Origin of the sequence: Streptomyces enissocaesilis, from assembly GCF_039533765.1 — a bacterium.
Taxonomy (GTDB): Bacteria; Actinomycetota; Actinomycetes; order Streptomycetales; family Streptomycetaceae; genus Streptomyces; species Streptomyces enissocaesilis.
Genome location: NZ_BAAAUD010000054.1, coordinates 21,681 through 43,661 on the forward strand (window position 1 = coordinate 21,681; position 21,981 = coordinate 43,661).

17 protein-coding genes and 5 tRNA genes are annotated in these 21,981 nt (G+C 71.0%); 13 read left to right on the forward strand and 9 right to left on the reverse strand.

The window, feature by feature from the left end:
* The first annotated feature begins 7 nt into the window (after positions 1-7).
* The gene (gene purM, locus ABD374_RS28390; RefSeq protein ID WP_344498905.1) at positions 8-1,075 is read left to right on the forward strand and encodes a phosphoribosylformylglycinamidine cyclo-ligase; all 1,068 of its coding nucleotides are present in this window, start codon (positions 8-10) and stop codon (positions 1,073-1,075) included.
* A gap of 86 nt (positions 1,076-1,161) precedes the next feature.
* On the opposite strand, the gene ABD374_RS28395 is transcribed toward purM, so the two are convergent.
* Together ABD374_RS28395 and ABD374_RS28400 are read right to left on the reverse strand one after the other, a co-directional pair.
* Positions 1,162-1,416: a DUF3073 domain-containing protein gene (locus tag ABD374_RS28395; protein ID WP_028815102.1), complete on the reverse strand. Its 255-nt coding sequence runs from the start codon at positions 1,414-1,416 to the stop codon at positions 1,162-1,164.
* A 297-nt stretch (positions 1,417-1,713) separates the two neighbouring features.
* Positions 1,714-2,796: a Leu/Phe/Val dehydrogenase gene (locus tag ABD374_RS28400; protein ID WP_344498907.1), complete on the reverse strand. Its 1,083-nt coding sequence runs from the start codon at positions 2,794-2,796 to the stop codon at positions 1,714-1,716.
* A gap of 197 nt (positions 2,797-2,993) precedes the next feature.
* On the opposite strand from ABD374_RS28400, the gene ABD374_RS28405 reads away from it, so the two are divergent.
* Positions 2,994-3,845, forward strand: a complete 852-nt coding sequence (locus ABD374_RS28405) for a DUF8083 family protein (protein WP_344498909.1) — start codon at positions 2,994-2,996, stop codon at positions 3,843-3,845.
* Positions 3,846-4,316: 471 nt separating this feature from the next.
* Complete coding sequence (bldC, locus tag ABD374_RS28410; RefSeq protein ID WP_003949541.1) at positions 4,317-4,523, forward strand: developmental transcriptional regulator BldC; 207 nt, start codon at positions 4,317-4,319, stop codon at positions 4,521-4,523.
* Between the two features lie 441 nt (positions 4,524-4,964).
* Here the strand turns inward: bldC and ABD374_RS28415 are convergent, their stop codons facing one another.
* The 3 genes from ABD374_RS28415 to hrpA all read right to left on the reverse strand — a co-directional run bounded on the left by ABD374_RS28415 (position 4,965) and on the right by hrpA (position 9,423).
* Positions 4,965-5,210: a DUF6274 family protein gene (locus ABD374_RS28415; RefSeq protein WP_344498911.1), complete on the reverse strand. Its 246-nt coding sequence runs from the start codon at positions 5,208-5,210 to the stop codon at positions 4,965-4,967.
* Positions 5,211-5,334: 124 nt separating this feature from the next.
* Positions 5,335-5,409: transfer RNA gene (locus tag ABD374_RS28420), tRNA-Asp, on the reverse strand.
* A gap of 93 nt (positions 5,410-5,502) precedes the next feature.
* Positions 5,503-9,423, reverse strand: coding sequence for an ATP-dependent RNA helicase HrpA (gene hrpA / locus ABD374_RS28425; protein WP_344498913.1), 3,921 nt, complete (start codon positions 9,421-9,423; stop codon positions 5,503-5,505).
* 128 nt (positions 9,424-9,551) lie between these two features.
* Between hrpA and ABD374_RS28430 the strand changes: the two genes are divergently transcribed.
* From ABD374_RS28430 to ABD374_RS28440, 3 genes are all read left to right on the forward strand, one after another.
* Entirely contained in the window at positions 9,552-9,965 is a 414-nt protein-coding gene (locus ABD374_RS28430; RefSeq protein WP_344498915.1) for a hypothetical protein, read from the forward strand.
* Positions 9,966-10,197: 232 nt separating this feature from the next.
* The gene (locus ABD374_RS28435) at positions 10,198-10,965 is read left to right on the forward strand and encodes a DsbA family protein (protein ID WP_344498917.1); all 768 of its coding nucleotides are present in this window, start codon (positions 10,198-10,200) and stop codon (positions 10,963-10,965) included.
* A complete protein-coding gene (locus tag ABD374_RS28440; RefSeq protein ID WP_344498919.1) occupies positions 10,962-11,846 on the forward strand; it encodes a cytochrome c biogenesis CcdA family protein in 885 nt (294 codons plus the stop codon). The genes ABD374_RS28435 and ABD374_RS28440 overlap by 4 nt, the downstream gene beginning before the upstream one ends.
* 39 nt (positions 11,847-11,885) lie before the next feature.
* Here the strand turns inward: ABD374_RS28440 and ABD374_RS28445 are convergent.
* The 4 genes from ABD374_RS28445 to ABD374_RS28460 all read right to left on the reverse strand — a co-directional run bounded on the left by ABD374_RS28445 (position 11,886) and on the right by ABD374_RS28460 (position 13,869).
* A tRNA-Phe gene (locus tag ABD374_RS28445) sits at positions 11,886-11,962 on the reverse strand.
* 22 nt (positions 11,963-11,984) lie between these two features.
* Positions 11,985-12,059, reverse strand: a tRNA-Asp gene (locus ABD374_RS28450).
* A 39-nt stretch (positions 12,060-12,098) separates the two neighbouring features.
* A tRNA-Glu gene (locus ABD374_RS28455) sits at positions 12,099-12,171 on the reverse strand.
* A 204-nt stretch (positions 12,172-12,375) separates the two neighbouring features.
* Positions 12,376-13,869, reverse strand: a complete 1,494-nt coding sequence (locus ABD374_RS28460; RefSeq protein WP_344498921.1) for a metallophosphoesterase family protein — start codon at positions 13,867-13,869, stop codon at positions 12,376-12,378.
* A gap of 86 nt (positions 13,870-13,955) precedes the next feature.
* On the opposite strand from ABD374_RS28460, the gene ABD374_RS28465 reads away from it, so the two are divergent.
* The 7 genes from ABD374_RS28465 to ABD374_RS28495 all read left to right on the forward strand — a co-directional run bounded on the left by ABD374_RS28465 (position 13,956) and on the right by ABD374_RS28495 (position 21,973).
* Positions 13,956-14,318 carry a metallopeptidase family protein gene (locus ABD374_RS28465; protein WP_218058192.1) on the forward strand — a complete coding sequence of 121 codons (363 nt, stop codon included), beginning with the start codon at positions 13,956-13,958 and terminating at the stop codon, positions 14,316-14,318.
* Between the two features lie 86 nt (positions 14,319-14,404).
* Entirely contained in the window at positions 14,405-14,824 is a 420-nt protein-coding gene (locus tag ABD374_RS28470) for a fluoride efflux transporter FluC (protein ID WP_344498960.1), read from the forward strand.
* Positions 14,821-15,183, forward strand: coding sequence for a fluoride efflux transporter FluC (locus ABD374_RS28475; RefSeq protein WP_344498924.1), 363 nt, complete (start codon positions 14,821-14,823; stop codon positions 15,181-15,183). Before ABD374_RS28470 ends, ABD374_RS28475 begins: the two co-directional genes overlap by 4 nt.
* Positions 15,184-15,428: 245 nt before the next feature.
* The gene (locus ABD374_RS28480; protein ID WP_344498926.1) at positions 15,429-15,992 is read left to right on the forward strand and encodes a hypothetical protein; all 564 of its coding nucleotides are present in this window, start codon (positions 15,429-15,431) and stop codon (positions 15,990-15,992) included.
* Between the two features lie 226 nt (positions 15,993-16,218).
* Positions 16,219-18,474 carry a DEAD/DEAH box helicase gene (locus tag ABD374_RS28485; RefSeq protein ID WP_344498928.1) on the forward strand — a complete coding sequence of 752 codons (2,256 nt, stop codon included), beginning with the start codon at positions 16,219-16,221 and terminating at the stop codon, positions 18,472-18,474.
* A 462-nt stretch (positions 18,475-18,936) separates the two neighbouring features.
* Positions 18,937-21,813, forward strand: a complete 2,877-nt coding sequence (locus tag ABD374_RS28490) for an FG-GAP-like repeat-containing protein (RefSeq protein ID WP_344498930.1) — start codon at positions 18,937-18,939, stop codon at positions 21,811-21,813.
* Positions 21,814-21,900: 87 nt separating this feature from the next.
* Positions 21,901-21,973: transfer RNA gene (locus tag ABD374_RS28495), tRNA-Lys, on the forward strand.
* Positions 21,974-21,981 lie beyond the last annotated feature (8 nt).

Genomic DNA, 21,981 nt, shown 5'->3' on the forward strand with positions numbered 1-21,981 from the left:
CCCAGCAATGTCTGAGACGACAGGTGCCAGCTACGCGTCCGCGGGCGTCGACATCGAGGCGGGCGACCGCGCCGTGGAGCTCATGAAGGAGTGGGTGAAGAAGACGCAGCGCCCCGAGGTCCTCGGCGGCCTCGGCGGCTTCGCCGGCCTCTTCGACGCCTCCGCCCTCAAGCGCTACGAGCGTCCGTTGCTCGCCTCCGCCACCGACGGTGTCGGTACGAAGGTCGACCTCGCCCGCAAGATGGGCGTGTACGACACGATCGGACACGACCTCGTCGGCATGGTCGTCGACGACCTGGTCGTCTGCGGCGCCGAGCCGCTCTTCATGACCGACTACATCTGTGTCGGCAAGGTGCACCCCGAGCGTGTCGCGGCCATCGTCAAGGGCATCGCCGAGGGCTGTGTCCTCGCGGGCTGCGCCCTGGTCGGCGGCGAGACGGCCGAGCATCCGGGCCTGCTGGGCGAGGACGACTTCGACGTCGCCGGCGCCGGTACGGGCGTGGTGGAGTACGACCGGCTGCTGGGCGCGGACCGTATCCGCAAGGGTGACGCGGTGATCGCCATGGCGTCCTCCGGTCTTCACTCGAACGGGTACTCACTCGTCCGGCACGTGGTCTTCGACCGCGCCGGCTGGTCGCTGGACCGCGAGGTCGAGGAGTTCGGCCGCACCCTCGGCGAGGAGCTCCTGGAGCCCACCAAGATCTACTCGCTGGACTGCCTGGCCCTCACCCGCACCGCCGAGGTGCACGCTTTCAGCCACATCACGGGCGGCGGTCTTGCGAACAACCTGGCCCGCGTGATCCCGGACGGCCTGCACGCCACGGTCGACCGCTCCACCTGGACCCCGGGCGCGGTGTTCGAACTCGTCGGCAAGGCCGGTCAGGTCGAGCGGCTCGAACTGGAGAAGACCCTCAACATGGGTGTCGGCATGATGGCCGTCGTCCCCGAGGAGTCGGTGAACGTGGCCCTGGAGACCCTCGCCGACCGTGGTGTCGACGCCTGGGTGGCCGGAGAGATCACCGAGCGCGGCGACCACGCCACGGGCGCGACGCTTACGGGCGACTACGCCAAGTAGTCCCCCCGGGCAGCACAGAACCCGGTCCGGGGCCGAGGCCCCAGGACCGGGTCATGTGTGTAGTGCCTGTTCGAGGTGTACGGACGTCAAGCGCCGCGACGATGTGCCGAAGGACCGGACTCCTCGTCCTCGTCCCCGTCATCGTTGTACTGAGCCGCGTACTGTGCGTACGGGTCGTCTTCCTCGTCGTCGTCCTCGAACGGCTCGCCATTAGGCGGCTGTTGCGAAGTCGTCGAAGCGCCCAGCTCGTTGGCCAGACGCGACAGGTCAGTCCCGCCGCTGCTGTACTTCAGCTGGCGGGCGACCTTAGTCTGCTTGGCCTTTGCCCGGCCGCGCCCCATGGCTCGACCCCCTCGGTGACGGGGCTCGACGGCCCCAGAGTCTTGACACGCGTTCATGGTTCGGAACGGACTCCCCTCGGAGAGACCGGTCCGTAGGGCATCAACGGTACCTGCTTCCGTGGCCATACGGTACGCCGCCCGCATGCAACGCCTCGGCACAGAACCCACGAGAAGCCCCGTCCTCGCTGGTCAACTGCGATTTTAACCTCTTCTGAGGGCCGACCCGCCGACGGGGGTGAGTCATGTCTCGTCATGTCCCACCGACGGCGGGCCGGCCCCCGGGGAAGGGCCCCGGCGTCAGCGCCCGCGTGCCTCGGCCATCCTCTGCTCGGCGATCCGGTCGGCCGCCGCAGCCGGCGGAATGCCGTCCGTCTTCGCACGTGCGAATATTGCGAGCGTGGTGTCGAAGATCTTCGCGGCCTTCGCCCTGCACCGGTCGAAGTCGAAACCGCGCAGCTCGTCGGCGACCTGGATCACACCGCCGGCGTTCACCACGTAGTCGGGCGCGTAGAGGATCCCGCGGTCCGCGAGGTCCTTCTCGACGCCGGGGTGGGCGAGCTGGTTGTTGGCCGCGCCGCACACCACCTTCGCCGTCAGGGCCGGAACGCTCTCGTCGTTCAGCGCGCCGCCGAGCGCGCACGGGGCGTAGATGTCGAGCCCCCCGACGCGGATCAGCGCCTCGGTGTCCGCGGCGACGGCGACGTGGGGGTGACGCTCGGTGACGCGGCGCAGCGACTCCTCCCGTACGTCCGTGATCACGACCTCGGCGCCGTCCTCCAGGAGGTGCTCGACGAGGTGGTGGCCGACCTTGCCCACGCCCGCGACGCCGACCTTGCGGCCGCGCAGCGTCGGGTCGCCCCACAGGTGCTGGGCCGAGGCCCGCATGCCCTGGAAGACGCCGAAGGCGGTCAGCACGGAGGAGTCGCCGGCGCCGCCGTTCTCGGGGGAGCGGCCGGTCGCCCAGCGGGTCTCGCGGGCGACGACGTCCATGTCGGCGACGTACGTGCCGACGTCGCAGGCGGTCACGTAACGGCCGCCGAGGGAGTCCACGAACCGGCCGTAGGCGAGGAGCAGTTCCTCGCTCTTGAGCGTCTCGGGGTCGCCGATGATCACGGCCTTGCCGCCGCCGTGGCCGAGTCCGGCCAGGGCGTTCTTGTACGACATGCCGCGTGCGAGGTTCAGCGCGTCGGCGACGGCCTCCGCCTCGGTCGCGTACGGGTAGAAGCGTGTGCCGCCGAGGGCCGGGCCCAGGGCGGTGGAGTGGATGGCGATGACGGCCTTGAGGCCGCTGGCGCGGTCCTGGCACAGCACGACTTGCTCGTGGCCGCCCTGTTCCGATCGGAACAGGGTGTGCAGGACGCCTTCGGATGCGTCGGTCACGGTGGTGACTCCCAAGTACGAGGCGCTACGCCCTCCTGCGGGTGGGGAGGGCCGGTGGGCAAGAGAGTAAGACCTGGCAGGCCCCGGGTGGACCCCCGTGCCGAGGATCACCCCCCGGCGGAGTACGCGTGGGACGATTCCTCCCCGGTTTCCTTCCGGTTCTTCCAGGTTCTTTCCGGTCGAGGTGAGGAGCAGGCGTGGCCCAGGCGTCATCGGTGATCGTCCCGTACGCCGCCTATCTGCGGGTGTACGAACCACTGGCCGCCTTCCCCGAGCCGGAGCGCGGCCATTGGGAGCGGTACGCGGGCCGTGAGCGGCTGCCCACCGCCCAGGACGAACTTCGCCGTTCCCTCGCCGATTTGCTGCCCACCCCGCCGGTCGCCGTGCCGGTCCACGAGAGCGGCGACGCGTTCGTGACCGAAGTGGACGGAGTGGTGTGCGTCTGTCCCTGGCGTACGCGGCTGCGCGGCTGGCTGGCGCTGGAGGAGCTGCCCGGACTCTTCCCGGAGCCGATGCTGGACGCGGCGCTGCCGCCGGTGGTGCGGCGGCAGGCGGCCGCGGACTTCGAGCGGTGGCTGGAGCGCCACCCGGACGCGCGGCCGTGGATCAGGAGTTCGGCGTGGCACGTGCCGGTGCGCTGGTTCGCGCTGTTCGCGGACGAGGAGCGGGAGTACCGCAAGGGCGAGGGGGAGGCCGCGCCCGTACTCCGCTACCGGACGCCGATGGCCCAGGCGCGGCGGCGGGTGGCGCGGGCGCTGAAGACGCTGCGGGAGCAGCTCGACGACGAGGCCGGCGGGCCGCTCGTCGAGGGCCTGGTGGATGTGGGGCGCTGGCTGGAGGAATTCCACCCCAGGTCGCTGGTCGAGCTCGATTACGGCGGTCTGGTGCACGTACTTCCGCAGGAGCATCTCGCCGAGGACCACTCCGCGGCGGAAGCGGCCGAGGGGGTCGCGGCGCTGCGGGCCGGGGACGGTGCGGGAGCCCGCGAGGTGTACGGAAGGCTGATGGAGCGGTGGCGGGTGGTGCGCGAGCGTCAGTTCGCGAACTGAGTGCGACGGGGCGCTGATCCGGCGGCCGGGACGTAGGTCCTGATACGGGCCTTTGCCTCAAGCGTGATGGACAGCACTTAGCGGTCTCTTGCGCCCATCCCCCATCCTCATGCCAAAATAGGACAAGGAGTCCGGCGAGGGCTCCTTCCGTCCGACTATGGGCGGAATGCTCGGTATTGCGCGCTATGGGGGGTCATGACGGCTCCTGATCGCTCTGTGACTGATCGTCACTGTGACGTGACTGTCCGCTATGGCATGGTCCATCGGCTTCGTCGCTGATGAACACCTGGGAGGGCAATTCCATCGGTTTGGCCGACGTGGCTGGACGGATGGTGTAGTTGTAGTGCCGAGGACAAGCCGTTCGTCCTATAACCGACTCGGCCCGCGTCCGCCATTTCGGGCAACGCGGGTCAAGGTGCAGAATTTAGAGGAAAGAACCGTGATGGTTCGGTTCTCCCGAGGAGGCCGCTCATGACCGCTCGCACCCCTGACGCCGAGCCGCTGCTGACCCCGGCTGAGGTTGCCACGATGTTCCGCGTGGACCCGAAGACGGTCACGCGCTGGGCCAAGGCAGGCAAGCTCACGTCCATCCGCACACTTGGTGGACACCGGCGTTACCGCGAGGCAGAGGTCCGCGCACTGCTTGCGGGCATTCCGCAGCAGCGCAGCGAGGCCTGAACAACTGAATAACCCGCTTCACCGGGCAATCCTCCGGGTCCCCCAACCCGGACGCCCACCTGAGCACCACACGGCAGGCGTCTGCCCCAACAGGCGCCACATCCGGGCTTGATGGATGCGTCGTTGATCGCGCTGGACTCCGCCGGGTCCAGCGCGATCTTTTTTTGTGCCCGCGCCAGGACGCCTGCCGACCGCTCTGACCTGCGGTGCGCCGACTCCCGGCGTCCTCGGAGTGCCTCAAGGCGGATCGGGGGCGGTGTAGGGGAGGGCTCCGAACGGCCTCTTCGAGAGGGTGCAATTGCACATATTAAATTGACCGGTTGTAGGGAGGGTGTAAGTCCCCCACTTCCCAAAACTCATGTGGTGACACCCGTCACACAGGGAAACTCTTGTTTATTTCCACCCTGCCAGCGATAGGGCGAGGGCGCGCAGAGTCATTGGTCATGACGGCGGGGGGCTTTCGGTCGCGGCGGCCCCGGCCGCTTCGGCGGCCTCCGCGGGCCCGGTGGCCTCCGCGGGCCTCCCGGGCGCCCACTTCCGCTCCGCCTCCGCCTCGGGCTCCATGGCGAGCCGCAGGAGCCGGTGACAGATGGGGCAGTGTCTTGTGAAGTGGCGATAGCCCGTCGAGGCCGCCAGATGGGCACGCAGCAGCGCGCGCGTCTCGTGCCTGGCCGTTGATGCCGCCATGCGCCACCTCCCGGTGCGGGCCCCCGATGCCCTGTTGCCTGGGTACCGGTGGCGGATGACGCAGTCAAGACGCGAGAAGGGTCGGATCCTTGTGGATCCGGGCCTTCTCGTACTTCTTCTTGTGCGGTCCTGACGGGATTTGAACCCGCGGCCTCCACCTTGACAGGGTGGCGAGCACTCCAAACTGCTCCACAGGACCTTGATTCGCTTTGCCGTGTTGCGCGGCGCTGCGAAGACAGACTGTACAGCAGGTCAGGGGGTGCGGGCGAACTCACTCAAGGCGACGGCGGAGTCACGGGGCCGCCGCGTCGATCGCCTTCACGATCCGCTTGTCGGAGACGGGCTGGGCCGTTCCCAGGGCGTGCGCGAAGTAGCTCACCCGCAGTTCCTCGATCATCCAGCGGATGTCCAGGACCTCCTGCGGCACGGGCCTGCCCCGCGGCAGCTGCTCCAGCAACCAGGCGTACTCGTCCTGCATCTCGTGGACCTTCTCCATGCGCGTGGTGTCGCGCTGGACGGCCGTCGGCATCTGCTGGAGCCTGCGGTCGACCGCGACGAGATAGCGCATCAGGTCGGGCAGCCGGCGCAGCCCCGTCCTCGTGACGAACCCGGGCGGCACGAGGGCCGCCAACTGGTCGCGCACGTCGGCGAGGTTGGCCAGCAGCGCCGGGCTGGAGGCGGCCTTCAGACGGCGCTCGCAGGCCTGCCAGGCGGCCAGGATCTGCTGGACCTGGTTCACCGTGCGCACGGTCGCGTCCACGAGGTCGGCGCGGACCTTGTCGTACAGCTTCCGGAACGATTCCTCGTCCCAGGCCGGACCGCCGTGGTCCGCGATCAGCTTGTCGGCGGCGGCGGTCGCGCAGTCGTCGAACAGCGCCTGGACCGAACCGTGCGGATTGCGCGAAAGGGCCAGTTTCTGCTGGTTGCTGAGCTTGTCCGAGGCGAACTTCGCCGGGTTCACCGGGATGTTGAGCAGGATGAGCCGGCGCGTGCCCCGCCACATCGCCTGCTGCTGCTCGGCCTCCGTGTCGAAGAGCCGTACGGCGACGTTCTCGCCCTGGTCGACGAGGGCCGGATAGGCCCGGACCGGCTGGCCGGCCCTGCGCGTCTCGAAGACGCGGCTGAGCGTGCCGATGGTCCAGTCCGTGAGGCCCGTGCGTTCGACCGACTCGCCCGAGGGGCCCGCGGTCGCCGCGGCGGCCTTGGAGAGGGCCTGACGGGCCTTGGGGCGCAGCTTCAGCCGCAGCGCCTCCAGGTCCTTGTCCTCGGCGAGGTTTTTGCGGCGCTCGTCGACGATCCGGAACGTGATCTTCAGGTGGTCCGGGACGCGCGACAGGTCGAAGTCGTCCGCCTCGACCGGTACGCCGACCATCCGCTTCAGCTCGCGCGCGAGCGTGACGGGCAGCGGCTCCTGAAGGGGCACGGCCCGCTCCAGGAACTTCTGCGCGTAGTTCGGGGCCGGCACGTAGTGGCGGCGGACCGGCTTGGGGAGGGAACGGATCAGCTCGGTGACCACTTCCTCGCGCAGGCCCGGGATCTGCCAGTCGAAGCCCTCGGACGTGACCTGGTTGAGGACCTGGAGCGGGATGTGGACGGTCACGCCGTCCGCGTCCGCGCCCGGCTCGAACTGGTACGTCACCCGGAACTTGAGCTTCCCCTGGCGCCAGCTGTCCGGGTAGTCGTCCTTGGTGACCGCCCCGGCCTTCTCGTTGATGAGCATCTCGCGCTCGAAGTCGAGGAGTTCGGGCTCCTCGCGCTTCTTGTGCTTCCACCACGAGTCGAAGTGCGCGCCCGAGACGACGTGCTCGGGGATGCGTCGGTCGTAGAAGTCGAAGAGCGTCTCGTCGTCCACGAGGATGTCGCGGCGGCGGGCGCGGTGCTCCAGCTCCTCGACCTCGGTCAGGAGCTTGCGGTTGTCCGCGTAGAACTTGTGGTGCGTACGCCAGTCGCCCTCGACCAGGGCGTTGCGAATGAAAAGATCGCGGCTGGTCTCCGGATCGATCCGGCCGTAGTTGACCTTGCGCTGGGCGACGATCGGGACGCCGTACAGCGTGACCCTCTCGTACGCCATCACCGCGGCCTGGTCCTTCTCCCAGTGCGGTTCGCTGTACGTGCGCCTGATGAGGTGCTGGGCGAGCGGCTCGATCCACTCCGGTTCGATCCTCGCGTTGACCCGCGCCCACAGGCGTGACGTTTCGACCAGCTCGGCGGACATGATGAAGCGGGGCTGCTTCTTGAAGAGCGCCGAGCCGGGGAAGATCGCGAACTTGGCGCTGCGGGCCCCGAGGTACTCGTTCTTCTCGGTGTCCTTCAGCCCGACGTGGGAGAGCAGGCCGGCGAGCAGGGACTGGTGGACGGACAGCTCGGGAGCGTCGTCCTCGTTGACGTGTATGTCCATCTGCTTCGCGACCGAGCGCAGCTGCGTGTAGATGTCCTGCCATTCGCGAATGCGCAGGAAGTTCAGATACTCCGACTTGCACATGCGGCGGAAGCTGGAGGAGCCGCGCTCCTTCTGCTGCTCGCGGACGTACCGCCAGAGGTTGAGGAAGGCGAGGAAGTCGGACGTCTCGTCCTTGAAGCGGGCGTGCTGCTGGTCGGCCTGCTGCTGCTTCTCGGACGGACGCTCGCGCGGGTCCTGGATGGAGAGCGCGGAGGCGATCACCATCACCTCGCGTACGCAACCGTTCTTGTCGGCCTCCAGGACCATGCGGGCCAGGCGGGGGTCGACCGGGAGCTGGGCGAGCTTGCGTCCCTGCTCGGTGAGGCGCTTCTTCGGGTCCTTCTCCGCCGGGTCGAGTGCGCCGAGTTCCTGGAGGAGCTGGACGCCGTCACGGATGTTGCGGTGGTCCGGCGGGTCGATGAAGGGGAACTTCTCGATGTCGCCGAGACCGGCGGCGGTCATCTGGAGGATGACGGAGGCCAGGTTCGTCCGCAGGATCTCGGCGTCGGTGAACTCGGGCCGGGTGAGGAAGTCGTCCTCGGCGTACAGCCGGATGCAGATGCCGTCCGACGTACGGCCGCAGCGGCCCTTGCGCTGGTTGGCGCTGGCCTGGCTGATCCGCTCGATCGGCAGGCGCTGGACCTTGGTGCGGTGGCTGTAGCGCGAGATGCGGGCGGTGCCCGGGTCGATCACGTACTTGATGCCCGGGACGGTCAGTGACGTCTCGGCGACGTTGGTGGCGAGGACGATCCGCCGGCCGGTGTGGCGCTGGAAGACGCGGTGCTGCTCGGCGTGCGAGAGGCGGGCGTAGAGGGGGAGGACCTCGGTGTGGCGGAGGTTCCTCTTGTTGAGTGCGTCGGCGGTGTCGCGGATCTCGCGCTCGCCGGACAGGAAGACCAGGATGTCGCCGGGCCCCTCGGCCTGGAGCTCGTCCACCGCGTCCGCGATCGCGGTGATCTGGTCGCGGTCGGAGTCGTCGCTGTCGTCTTCGAGCAGCGGGCGGTAGCGGACCTCGACGGGGTACGTACGGCCGCTGACCTCGACGATCGGCGCGTCGCCGAAGTGGCGGGAGAAGCGCTCGGGGTCGATGGTCGCGGAGGTGATGACGACCTTGAGATCGGGGCGCCTGGGGAGCAGCTGGGCGAGGTAGCCGAGCAGGAAGTCGATGTTGAGCGACCGCTCGTGGGCCTCGTCGATGATGATCGTGTCGTACGCACGCAGCTCGCGGTCCGTCTGGATCTCGGCGAGCAGGATGCCGTCCGTCATGAGCTTGACGAAGGTCGCGTCCGGGTTGACCTGGTCGGTGAACCGGACCTTCCAGCCGACCGCCTCGCCGAGCGGGGTCTTCAGCTCGTCCGCGATGCGTTCGGCGACGGTGCGGGCGGCGATGCGGCGGGGCTGGGTGTGGCCGATCATGCCCTTCACGCCACGGCCGAGCTCCATGCAGATCTTGGGGATCTGCGTCGTCTTGCCGGAGCCGGTCTCGCCCGCGACGATCACGACCTGGTGGTCGCGTATCGCCTCGGCGATGTCGTCCTTGCGCTGGCTGACCGGCAGCGACTCCGGATACGTGATCTCGGGCATCCGGGCAGCGCGCTGCGCCAGGCGGGCGGCGGACTTCTCCGCCTCGGCGGCGATTTCGTCCAGCACGGCCTGTCGGGCCTCGGGCTTGCGGATGCGACGGGCGCCGTCGAGACGGCGGCCGAGCCGGTGGGCGTCGCGGAGCGGCAGCCCGGCGAGCACGGTCTGGAGGTCGGCGAAGGAAGTAGACATACCTGATTCAGGATCTCACCCGCCGGATGCGACTGGCGAACCGATTTCGGCCGGGGCGGGCGCGGGTGCGGGCGCGCGGAAGTCTCTACGCTTGGCGGGACGCCCCCAGGACAGGAGATTTCGAGCCAATGCCCCAGGTCAGCCGTCGGTGCCGCGGCGCGGCGACGGCGAGCACGCTGCCGGGGACGTTGCTGGTGCCGGCCGCGCTGCTCCTGTGTACGGACATGAGGGGCGGGGCCCCGGACGAGGCCCCCGCCCCTGCTTTTGCCTCCGTTTCCGCTCCGGCCTCCGTTGCCGCGCCCGGCTCCGCCGACGAGCGGGAGCCCGGCTGCCGGGAGCGGCACCGGGACGGCGTGGGAAGCGCGCCGGTCACGTCGCCGCGCAAGGGAACGGCGTACGAGCTGCTGCCCGCCCCGTACGACACCAGGGCCGGGGCCGGTTCGTGGGGCGCCGGCGGACCGGCCCCGCGACCGGCGCACGGCCGCCGTCCGCCGTCGCCGGACCCGCCGTCGCCCATAGATCTCTCGATCCTGCGGGTCTAGCCGGACCGCCCTGCGGGGCTTTCCCCTGTCCGCCCCTTCCCCGTACCGGGGCAGCTCCCGGCCCTCTGGACCTCGGACGCCTTCCGGGCGTGTCCTCGAGCGCCGGACGGCCGGCCACCTCAAGCCCGTCCGGCGCTCGAGGGCCGGGGCCCGGGGCGGGGAACAGCCCCGCCGGATCCGCCGTGCCTCTCGTCTCCCCGCCTCCGCATTCCGTCAGGAGTACCGAACGCCCATGACCTCCTCCCGTAACCGCAACCGTTCCAAGCCCGTCGCCATCGGCGCGGCCGTCGCCGCCGCGGCCGTCCTGCTCGGCGTCGTCTCGTACACCGCCACCAAGCCCGACGGGCGCGGCTCCGCCGCGACGGCCGAGGTCTCCGCCGACCCGCAGGCCGGTGTCTACTCCGAGCTCGCGAAGCTCGCCCGCCGCGACGCCGGGGACACGCTCGCGCAGGGCAGGACGGACGCGCCCGTCGTGCTCATCGAGTACGCCGACTTCAAGTGCGGCTACTGCGGGAAGTTCGCCCGCGACACCGAGCCCGCCCTGGTGAAGAAGTACGTCGACAACGGCACCCTGCGCATCGAGTGGCGCAACTTCCCGATCTTCGGCAAGGAGTCGGACGCGGCGGCCCGCGCCGCGTGGGCGGCCGGGCAGCAGGGCCGCTTCTGGCAGTTCCACGCGGCCGCGTACGCCGAGGGGGCCAAGGAGAAGGGCTTCGGGGACGCCGGGCTCAAGGCGCTGGCCGAGGAGGCCGGGATCGAGGACATCGCCCGCTTCACCCGGGACACCGGCAGCGAAGCCGCCGCGGAGGCCGTGAAGAAGGACCAGGAGGAGGCGTACCGGCTGGGCGCCACCTCCACGCCGTCGTTCCTCGTCAACGGCCGGCCGCTCGCCGGCGCCCAGCCCGCCGGGACCTTCACCGAGGCGATCGAGGCGGCGGCGGAGTCGGCGAAGACCCGGAGGACGGGGAAGACGGGGAAGACGGACGAGGCGGCGAAGTGAACGCCGACATCGGATACCTGGCCGCCTTCCTCGGCGGCCTGCTCGCCCTGCTCAGCCCGTGCAGCGCGCTGCTGCTCCCCGCCTTCTTCGCGTACTCGATCGACTCGGCGTCACGGCTGATGGCCCGGACCGGCATCTTCTACGCCGGACTGGCCACCACCCTGGTACCGCTGGGCGCGGCCGGCTCGTTCGCCGGGCGGCTCTTCTACGGGCACCGCGACCAGCTCGTCCTCGCCGGCGGCTGGCTGATCATCGCCCTCGGCCTCGCGCAGATCCTCGGCATGGGCTTCGCCTCACGCCGTGTCTCCTCCCTCTCCGGGCGGATCAGGCCCACGACGGCCGTCTCGGTGTACGCGCTGGGAGCCGTCTACGGGCTCGCCGGCTTCTGCGCGGGCCCCATCCTCGGCAGCGTCCTCACGGTCGCGGCCGTCAGCGGCAGCCCGGTGTACGGCGGGCTGCTGCTGGCCGTCTACGCGCTGGGCATGGCCGTGCCGTTGTTCCTGCTCGCCCTGGGCTGGGAGCGCTTCGAGCTGGGCAGGCGGCGGTGGCTGCGCGGGCGGGCGTTCAGGGCGGGGCGCTTCCCACTGCACACCACGTCACTGCTGTCCGGGCTCTTCTTCGTCGCGCTGGGCACGCTCTTCCTCGTGTTCGACGGGACGACGGCCCTGCCCGGACTGCTGGACGTGGACGACTCGTTCGCCGTCGAGCAGTGGGTGGGCGGCCTCGGTGAGGCGGTGCCCGACGCGGTGCTGCTGGGCGGGGTGGTGGCGGTGGTGGGAGTGGTACTCGCCCTGCGCGCCCTGCGCCGCAAGGTCACGGTGGAGGCTCCGGCGGAGGTCCCGGCAGAGATCCCGGCGAAGACCTCGGCGGAGGAGGGATGACACGAAAGGCCCCGTCCGGGAGGGACGGGGCCTTCGAAGTGGTGGCTGGGGCCGGGATCGAACCGGCGACCTATCGCTTTTCAGGCGATCGCTCGTACCAACTGAGCTACCCAGCCACTCGGATCTTTCGATCCGCAGCGGTCCTGACGGGATTTGAACCCGCGGCCTCCACCTTGACAGGGTGGCGAGCACTCCAAACTGCTCCACAGGACCAAGCGTGGTGCGAGAACAAGTCTCGCACACTGTTGTGCGTGCCCCCAACGGGATTCGAACCCGTGCTACCGCCTTGAAAGGGCGGCGTCCTGGGCCACTAGACGATGAGGGCAAAACAACTAGTGTTGCTGCTTCTGCGTCTGTCGTCCCAGGGGACGTGAGAAGCATGTGACTCCGCTTCCCCTCGAGAGGTTCCGCTTCTTCTCCGACCTGTGAGGTCTTGGAACGGTCTAGCCCTGACCGGCGCCCTTGGGCACGTCGGAGACTGTACTACGGCGTTTCGGTGTCAGCCAAACCGAATAGGCGAAGGGGTCGCTCAGGGCCGGTTCTCCTTCGGCAGATGGCGGCTGACCTCGGCCGTCGTCAGGCCCAGACCGCCCAGCGTGATCTCGTCCCAGGCCTGCAGCCGCCTGGTCGTACGGTCCAGGTAGAGCACCGACGCCCGTACCTTCTCCGGCTTCTCGTTCTGGAGCGCGCGCAGGCCGCCGCCGCCCGTCGAGCCCTCGATCTTCAGGCGGGTGCCCTGGTCGAGGACCTCGTTCTTGCGGTTGTGGATGTGTCCTGCCAGGACGAGCGGGACCGTGCCGTCCGTCTCGCGGGCCGCCACCGGGTTGTGCGCCACCGCGATGTCGACGGGCGTGCCGGCGCGCTTCTGGTCGCGCAGGGCCGAGGCGAGGCGGATGCCCGCCATGCGTTCGGCCGGGTCGCCCTGTGGCTCGACCGAGCGGTCCGGGGTGAACTGCGGGTCGCCCGTGCCGGCGATCCGCAGCCCCGCCACCGTCACCGCCCTGCCCTCGTCGAGGACGTGCACGCCCTTGAGCCGTTCGAGGTAGCGCTGGGTGGCGGCCGAGTCGTGGTTGCCGCGGACCCAGACGTACGGGGCGCCGAGGTCGGAGATCGGGTCGAGGAAGCCGTTCTCGGCGGCGGTGCCGTGGTCCATGGTGTCGCCGGAGTCGATGATCACGTCGATGTCGTACTGCTCGACGAGCGAACCGATGATGTGCCACGACGCCGGGTTGAGATGGATGTCCGAGACGTGCAGCACGCGCATCGTGGCCGGGTCCGGCTGGTAGGTCGGGAGGCTCGACGTGGCGTCGTACAGCTTCGTCACATTGGTGACGAGCCGCGCCAGTTCCTTCTGGTAGACGTCGAACTCGCTGACGATGCTGCGCGCGTTGCCGACCACGGAGGGCGCGGAGGAGAGGAGCCCGGAGAACCTGGGCTCCAGGACCGACTTCGGGTTCCAGGTGACGTACGCGCTGATGCCCGACACCGTCAGCAGGGCGAGCGCGAGGCCGCCCGCCGCCAGGGCGCGGCGCGGGCGCCGGTAGACGGCCAGGCCGAGGGCGGTGGCGCCCGACACGACGGCGACGCAGGAGCGCACGGCCAGTTCGGTGGCGCCGTCGGCGACGTCCTCGGCGATCTCCTCCTGGAGGCCGGAGAGGCGTTCGGGGTGCTCGACGAGGGCCTGGGAGCGGACCGGGTCGAGCTGGTCGACGTCCACGTCGAGGCGGACGGGGGCGGTGTGGGTGTCGAGTTCGAGGGCGCCGAGAGGGGAGACGTTGATCTTCGTGCCGCCGGCGGCGGACGCGCGCAGCGTCATGGTCGCGTCCACCGGGCCGACCGGCGTACGGACGCTGCCGACGATCAGCAGGCCGAGCCAGGCACCGCAGAGGACCACCGCGGTGAGGCCGAGCAGCCGCGCATAGGGATGAGGGGTGTGTACGAGGGTGCTGGTGGGGGCGGTGTGGCGGGAGCGGTAGTGGCGTTGCAGCCGGGTGAGCACGGCACGAAAAGGAGCGCGGGCCATTGCTGCCGTATGCCCATGTGGGCGGCGGCCCATGCCGATGGGCGCCCACCCCCGCCCGTCGGGCGGAATTACGTGACAATGGCCAGGTGCTGGAGATGACGCGTGAGGAGTTCGAGGAACTGGTCGCCGAGGCGCTGGACAGGATCCCGCCGGAACTGACGCGACTGATGGACAACGTCGCGGTGTTCGTGGAGGACGAGCCGTCGGCGGACCACCCGGATCACGAACCGGATCTGCTCGGGCTGTACGAGGGGACTCCCCTGACGGACCGTGGCGAGTGGTACGCCGGGGTGCTGCCGGACCGGATCACGATCTTCCGGGGGCCGACGCTGCGGATGTGCGAGTCCCGGGAGGACGTCGTCGCGGAGACGGAGATCACCGTCGTCCACGAGGTGGCGCACCACTTCGGGATCGACGACGAGAGGCTGCACGCGCTGGGGTACGGGTGAGCCGCGCGAACGGCTCCGGCGGCGCGAACGGTCCTGACGGCGCGACCGGCTCCGGCGGCGCGATCGACCCGGACGTCGACCTCCATGTGCCCGCGCACCGCGCCGAGGCCGCCGGGAGCGGCAAGTGGCGGGTGCTCGCGGCGGTCTCGGCGGGCGGCGCGCTGGGGGCGCTGGCCCGGTACGGGGCGGGGGTGGTGTGGCCCGGGAGCGTGTGGACGACCTTCGGCGTCAATGTGGTGGGGTGCGCGCTGATCGGGGTGCTGATGGTGCTGGTGAGCGAGCAGGGGCGGGGGCACGCGCTGGTCCGGCCGTTCCTGGGGGCCGGTGTGCTGGGCGGCTTCACGACCTTCTCGGCGTACGCCCTGGATGTGGCCCGGCTGCTGGACCGGGGCGACGCGCTCACCGCGCTGGGGTACGCCGCCGGGACGTTCGCGGGGGCGCTCGGCGCGGTGTGGGCGGCGGTGGCGGTGACGCGGGCGGCCGCGGGGCGGGCGGCGGGCGCGTGACCTGGCTGCTGGTGGCGGCCGGGGCCGCGGTCGGGGCGCCGCTGCGGTACCTGACGGACCGCGCGGTGCAGGGGCGGCACGATTCGGTGTTCCCGTGGGGGACGCTCGTGGTCAACGCAGGCGCGAGCCTGGTGCTGGGGGTGCTCGCGGGGGCGCTGGTGTCCTCGGGGACGTACGCGCTGATCGGGACCGGGCTGTGCGGGGCCCTTTCGACGTACTCCACCTTCAGCTACGAGACGCTGCGGCTGGCGGAGCGCGGCTGGACGTTCCTGGCGGCGGCGAACGCGGGGGCGTCGCTGCTGGTGGGCCTCGGCGCGGTCTTTCTGGGATTCGATCTCGCGCGGGGGCTGCTGGGGTGACGGCCCGTGGGGCGTCTGGCACTCGTGGGGGTGTACGGGCGGTGCGGCTCGTCTCGCGCGGCTCCTGTCCGTCCTTTGCCTGTCGCTCCTTGCGTGTCCCTTGTGGGGCGAAGGGAGTTGGGCAGTGAAATCCCGCTCGCCGTGCCCCGGAGGTGCCGTCCGTGCGCCAGTTGCCCCAGCCTGTCCGATTGGCCCCGGCCCGATTGGCCGCTGTCGTGCTCGTGGCCGCGGCGTCCGCCGGCTGCATGAGCGTGAGCGACGAGGGAGGCGGACCGGCGCCCTCCCGCCCGACGGCCCGGCAGGGCGCGGCGGCGGAGCCCGACGGGGTGAGGGCGAGGGTCGGGGCCGGAACCGGTCGCACCGACGGGCAGGCGGTGTCCAGCCGCGACGGCGGCAAGGGCGGCAAGGACGGCAGGGGGAGGAAGGACGGCAAGGGCGGCAAGGGCGGGAAGGCGGGCGACGACGGCAAGACCGGGGGCGACGCCCCGGCGGGCCCCCGCTCCTCACCGGGCGTCTCCGCCGCACCGTCGAAGAGCGGCCAGGCCCCGCCCCGGAAGGGCGGCACCCGGCCGAAGCCGCGCCCCGGCGTGCCGACGCCGACGGAGACCACGCAGGCACCGACGCGCCCGGCCGAGCCTCCCGAGCCGCCGCCGGCGCCGGAGCCGCCTCCCGTGACGCCGTCCGAGCCGGAGCCGAGCACGCCGCCGCCCTCGGCGTCACCGGCGGCCGGCACGCAGACCGCGGCGATGGGGGAGCGGCGCGAAATGAAGCGCGAGCCGGTGGCATCACCGCAGGTCGGGCCGGTGTAGCGGGGCCGGTTTGCCAGAAGGGGGGGAGGGTGCGTATGGTTATAGATCGTTTGATCCCATTGCCCGGCGCCGTTGAGTTCTCGTAAAGAACGAGGACCTGGAGCGCCCCGTGGCGCGTACTCTCCCTTACCGTGACTGACCGCACTGAGGCGGTCGATTTGCGATTGATTTGCGATTTCACGGAGTTTGGGCGCGTGCCGAGACTCCGAGAGGTTTCGCATTCCGCATGTCCATTTCCAGCACTGACCGCACCGCCATGCCCGAGAACGAGACGGCCGTAGAGGCCGCAGACGTCATCGAGGCCACCGAGATCGCCGCAGAGATCGACGAGATCGTCGAGAACGACGACGCGATCGAGGCCGTCGAGGCCGAGGCCGCTGAGGCCGCCGAACCCACTGAGCCCGCCGAGCCCACCGTGACCTTCGCCACTCTGGGCCTGCCCGACGGCGTCGTCCGCAAGCTCGCGCAGAACGGTGTCACCGCGCCCTTCCCGATCCAGGCCGCGACCATCCCGGACGCCCTGGCCGGCAAGGACATCCTCGGCCGTGGCCGCACCGGCTCCGGCAAGACGCTCTCCTTCGGCCTGCCGACCCTGGCCCAGCTGGCCGGCGGTCACACCGAGAAGAAGAAGCCCCGCGCGATCATCCTGACCCCGACGCGTGAGCTCGCGATGCAGGTCGCGGACGCGCTTCAGCCGTACGGCGACGTACTCGGCCTGAAGATGAAGGTCGTCTGCGGCGGTACGTCCATGAGCAACCAGATCTACGCCCTGGAGCGCGGCGTCGACGTCCTCGTCGCCACCCCGGGCCGTCTGCGCGACCTCCTCAACCGAGGCGCCGCGTCGCTCGCGAACGTCCAGGTCGCCGTCCTCGACGAGGCCGACCAGATGTCCGACCTGGGCTTCCTGCCCGAGGTCACCGAGCTGCTCGACCAGATCCCCGGCGGCGGCCAGCGCATGCTCTTCTCCGCCACCATGGAGAACGAGATCAGCACGCTGGTCAAGCGCTACCTGACGAACCCCGTCACGCACGAGGTCGACAGCGCCCAGGGCAACGTCTCGACCATGACCCACCACGTCCTCGTCGTGAAGCCGAAGGACAAGGCGCCGGTCACGGCCGCGATCGCCGCCCGCAAGGGCCGCACGATCATCTTCGTCCGCACCCAGCTGGGCGCGGACCGCATCGCCGAGCAGCTCCAGGACTCGGGCGTCAAGGCCGACGCGCTGCACGGCGGCATGACGCAGGGCGCCCGTACGCGCGTCCTCGAGGACTTCAAGAAGGGTTACGTCAACGCCCTGGTCGCCACCGACGTCGCCGCTCGCGGCATCCACGTCGACGGCATCGACCTGGTCCTGAACGTGGACCCGGCCGGTGACCACAAGGACTACCTGCACCGCTCGGGCCGTACCGCCCGTGCCGGCAAGTCCGGTGTCGTCGTCTCCCTGTCGCTGCCGCACCAGCGCCGCCAGATCTTCCGTCTGATGGAGGACGCGGGCGTCGACGCCTCGCGCCACATCGTCGGCGGAGCGGGCGCGTTCGAGCCGGAGGTCGCCGAGATCACCGGCGCCCGTTCGCTGACCGAGGTCCAGGCCGACTCCGCGAGCAACGCCGCCAAGCAGGCGGAGCGCGAGGCCAAGGAGCTCACCCGGGAGCTGGAGCGCGTCCAGCGCCGTGCGACCGAGCTGCGCGAGGAGGCCGACCGTCTGGTCGCCCGTGCGGCGCGCGAGCGCGGTGAGGACCCGGACGAGGCCGTGGCGGAGGCGGCCAAGGCCGCCGAGGCCGAGCTGGCCGTGGCCGAGGCCGCTGCTGCTGCCGCTGTGGTGGCCCAGGCGGCGGAGCGCCGCGACGACCGCGGCAACTTCCAGCGCCGTGACGACCGCGGCGGCGACCGCGGCGGTGACCGTGGTGGTTTCCGTCGTGACGACCGCGGCGGTGACCGTGGCGGTTTCCGCCGTGACGACCGCGGTGGCGAGCGTGGCGGGTTCCAGCGCCGTGACGACCGTCCGGCCGGCGGCGACCGTGGTGGCCGTCCGTTCGAGCGCCGTGACGACAACCGTGGTGGCGGTTTCCGCCGTGACGACCGCGGTGGCGAGCGCGGTGGGTTCCAGCGCCGTGACGACCGTCCGGCCGGCGGCGACCGTGGTGGCCGTCCGTTCGAGCGCCGTGACGACAACCGTGGCGGTGGCTTCCGCCGCGACAACGACCGTCGTGACGACAACCGCGGTGGCGGCGACCGCGGCGGCTTCCAGCGCCGTGACGACCGTCCGGCCACCGGTGGCGGCTTCCGCTCCGGCGGCGCCGACCGTCCGTTCAACCGTGACCGCCGTGACGACCGTCCGGCCGGCGGCGGCTTCCGCACCGGTGGCCACGACCGCCCGCAGGGCCGTCGTGACGACCACCGCGGTGGCGGCAGCACCGGCACCGGCACCGCGACCGGCTCGTTCGGCCGCCGTGACGACAAGCCGCGCTGGAAGCGCAGCTGACCACCGGCAGCTGACGCATGACAGCTGATCAAGTCGGCGGCGCAGGCCGCTGATCTGCAAAGGCGGGTCCGTTCTTCACGAACGGGCCCGCCTTTCTTTTCCTTCCCCCGCATGCGTCACCGCTGTTACGATCCGCCCACTTGCATGGGGAGCACTGCCGGGGGGCGTGGCTCGATTCGATTCGCCGACGGCGCGCACAGCCGCCGTCGCTTCCCCGTGCCTTCTTCAGGCTCCCGGGGAGGGAACCGAGTGACACGTCATGCCCTTGTACGCGGCACGATCGCCGCCGCTGTGGGAATCGGACTCACCGCAGGTCTGGCACCGCTGCAAGCAGCCGTGGCGGACGGCGGGGTTCAAGAGGTCCAAGAAGTCGTGGTTCCAGCGGAATTCCGCAGTGCGGTTCGGGACGCGACCTTGCAGGGTCCCGTGGTCGGTGGCGCTGACGCCACCGGTCGGCGGGGTGTGTTCCACACCGAGGAGGGCCTGAGCGGCAGGCTGTGGACCCGTTTCGCGGACGGCAGGACGTTTCCCGTCAGCACCGCTCGGAACGGCGGGCCCGGCCAGGCCACCGGGAGCGACGCGCTCGCCTTTGTGGACGGGCGCGTCATCGAGCTTCGTGACGCGGCGGACGGTTCCGTACGTACGATCACCCTCCCCGAGGGGCAGACGTACCGCGCCACGTACGGCTCGACCGCCCTGACCTCGGCGTCGGTCGCGAACGGCGACGGCACGAACACCGTTTCGCTGCACCTGCTTTCGCCGGCCGCCGACGGCACGACCCGCGACGTGCCGGTCAGCGGCCTGCCCGAGGGCACGGTGCTCGGCTCCTCCCGAGGCGGTGACGACACCTCCATCGTCCTCACGGGGAAGGTCGACGGCACGCAGCGCATGATCCTTGTCGACAAGGAGACGGGCGTCGTGAGCGGAGTGACCGCGCCTCTGCGCGGGACGTTCTCGTACGCCGAGCTGTCGCCGGACCGTCTCACCCTCTACAGCACGACCGAGCGCACCGTGCTGTCCGTTCCCCGCGACGACCTCTCCGCCACCCCGGGGCCGCTGCCGCTGGAGTCGGGGCTGTCCGACCCCGTGACCGGCTGGGCGGTGGTCGGAGACTGGCTCGTGTACGTGCCCGGCGTCTCTTCGGCGGTACAGGCGGTGCCGCTCGCCGGAGGGCCGTCGATCACGCTGCTGCGGAGCAGCAACAGGCGCCTGCTGGCGGGGCCGGACGGAACGGCGGTGGCGGTCGGCGGCTACCGGGCCGACGACTGGGGCATACGCCGCATCACCGCGGGACCGGACGGCCGGCCGCAGGTGACGACGGTCAAGGAACTGCCGCCTCTGCCCGCCACGGTGGAAGGGCTGGCGCTCGCGCAGGGGCGCCTCGGCTCCGTCGACAACAGCACAGGCGTGAGGCGGGACTACGGCCGCACGCTCAGCCCCACCGGCACGCCGGCGTACGGAGAGCGCAGCCGGCTCACCGCCGACAGCTCCGACCTCCCGGCGTGCGCGGACGGCGACGCGGCCTGCGGCGCCCTCCACGGCGTCGGCGACGGGCGGTTCGCGCGGCTGGACCGGGACACCGCCGAGCGGGACCTGGTCCGTGTCGAAGGGCCGGCCGCCGGCGACGGCGGCACGCTGGTGGTCCCCGAGGGCGGCGAGATCACCTCCGTCACCCCGGACCACCTGGTCCACACCTCCGGGGCGGCGGGCGAGCAGACCGTCTACCGCCTCTCCGACGGCAAGGCCCTCGTCCAGCGCGCCCCCGGTGCCGCCGCCGTCTGGGCGGGCCGGCTGTGGACCGCGGGCACGGCGAAGGGCGTGGTCACCGCGCGCGACCTCGCCGCCGGGACGATCGCCGAAACGGCGGACACCGGCGCGGGCTGCGTGCCCGACGAACTGCAGGCGGTCGGCCGCTGGCTGTACTGGAGCTGCCCCTCGGGCGGCCCCGCCGGGGTGTACGACCGTACGGCGAAGAAGTCCGTGCCCGTGCCTTCGGGTGAGACGCTCCTCGGTGACGGGTGGCTGGTCACGCACGACAGGTCCGCCGGGAAACTCGTGCTCACCACGGTGGACACCGGGCAGGCCCGGAGCCGTACCGTCGGCGAGCTGCCCGACACGGGGGTCTCGCAGCGGCACGTGCGGTGGACCGTCGACCGCTTCGGCGGGAACGCCGCGTACGTGGACGGCCAGGAGCGGACGCACCTGATCCCGTCCGGTGTCCTCGGACAGCCCATGACCGCCGCCGGAACGCCGGAGGACCACCCGGAGATCACTCCGCGCACCTTCGACGCCGTGCCCCGGGACGTCACCACCACCCCGCTGTCCAAGCCGGCCGCGTCCTGGACGCTGACGCTGCGCGACAGGGCCACCGGCAGGACCGTCGACACGGTGCGGGGCGGGGCCGCGCGTGAGCGGCTCACCGCCCACTGGCACGGCATGGTCCGGGACGTGCCGGGTGATGTCCCCTTCCCGAACGGCACCTACGCCTGGACGCTGTCCGCCGTACCGGCGGACGGCAACGGCGCCGCGCTGCGGCGGACCGGGACCGTCAGGCTGCGGGAAGCGGGGCCGGTGCGCCACGACTTCGCCGCGGGCGACGCCGTCGGCGACCTGCTGACGCTCAACAGCTCCGGCTCCTTCACCTTCCAGCACGGAACGGCGGGAGGGAAGTTCTCCGGCAGGACGTCGGGCAGCGGCTGGCCGGTGTCGGCGTACGCCGTGCCGTTCGGTGACGTGAACGGCGACCGGTGCAACGACGTGCTGGTGCGGCAGCCGTCGGGAGAGCTGCGTGCGTACAGGCCCCGCTGCGGGAAGGCGCTGACGCCGTCGACCGCGTACACCTCGGTCGGGACGGGCTGGGGGCAGTACGACGTGCTGACGTCCCCCGGCGACATGGACGGTGACGGCCGTGCGGACCTGGTGGCGCGTCAGGCGTCGACGGGAGACATGTACTTCTACGCGGGCGTGGCCGGCGGGAAGTTCAAGGCCAAGGTGCGGATCGCTGCGAACTGGAAGACGTACGGGCGGATCGCCGGCGTCGGCGACATCACCGGCGACGGCAGGGCGGACCTGCTCGGGCACGACAGGACGGGCGGGCTGTGGCGCTACGACGGTACGGGGAACGGCACGTTCAAGGGGCGGGTCCAGGTCTTCAAGGACTGGGGCCGGTCGTACAACGCCATCGTCGGCGTCGGTGACCTGAACGGTGACGGCAGGGCGGACATCGTCGAACGCGACACCGCCGGGAAGCTGTTCCGCAACGACGGCAACGGGCGCGGCTCCTTCGGCGGACGCACGCAGATCGCCATCGGCTGGCAGAACTACAAGGGCCTGTTCTAGGGTCCGAGCAGACTGCGACGGGCCCGGCAACCGATACCCGATCGGCTGCCGGGCCCGCTGCGGCTATGCTCGGGGGTGACTCGCCGAGGGCCGTTAGCTCAATTGGCAGAGCAGCGGACTTTTAATCCGTTGGTTGTGGGTTCGAGTCCCACACGGCCTACCGCCCCA

Bases quoted from the DNA above. Each gene is read 5' to 3' on its own strand.
- purM (WP_344498905.1), top strand. From the start codon at position 8: ATGTCTGAGACGACAGGTGCCAGCTACGCGTCCGCGGGCGTCGACATC.
- ABD374_RS28395 (WP_028815102.1), bottom strand. From the start codon at position 1,416: ATGGGGCGCGGCCGGGCAAAGGCCAAGCAGACTAAGGTCGCCCGCCAG.
- bldC (WP_003949541.1), top strand. From the start codon at position 4,317: ATGACCGCTCGCACCCCTGACGCCGAGCCGCTGCTGACCCCGGCTGAG.
- ABD374_RS28415 (WP_344498911.1), bottom strand. From the start codon at position 5,210: ATGGCGGCATCAACGGCCAGGCACGAGACGCGCGCGCTGCTGCGTGCC.
- hrpA (WP_344498913.1), bottom strand. From the start codon at position 9,423: ATGTCTACTTCCTTCGCCGACCTCCAGACCGTGCTCGCCGGGCTGCCG.
- ABD374_RS28430 (WP_344498915.1), top strand. From the start codon at position 9,552: ATGCCCCAGGTCAGCCGTCGGTGCCGCGGCGCGGCGACGGCGAGCACG.
- ABD374_RS28435 (WP_344498917.1), top strand. From the start codon at position 10,198: ATGACCTCCTCCCGTAACCGCAACCGTTCCAAGCCCGTCGCCATCGGC.
- ABD374_RS28460 (WP_344498921.1), bottom strand. From the start codon at position 13,869: ATGGCCCGCGCTCCTTTTCGTGCCGTGCTCACCCGGCTGCAACGCCAC.
- ABD374_RS28480 (WP_344498926.1), top strand. From the start codon at position 15,429: ATGAGCGTGAGCGACGAGGGAGGCGGACCGGCGCCCTCCCGCCCGACG.
- ABD374_RS28485 (WP_344498928.1), top strand. From the start codon at position 16,219: ATGTCCATTTCCAGCACTGACCGCACCGCCATGCCCGAGAACGAGACG.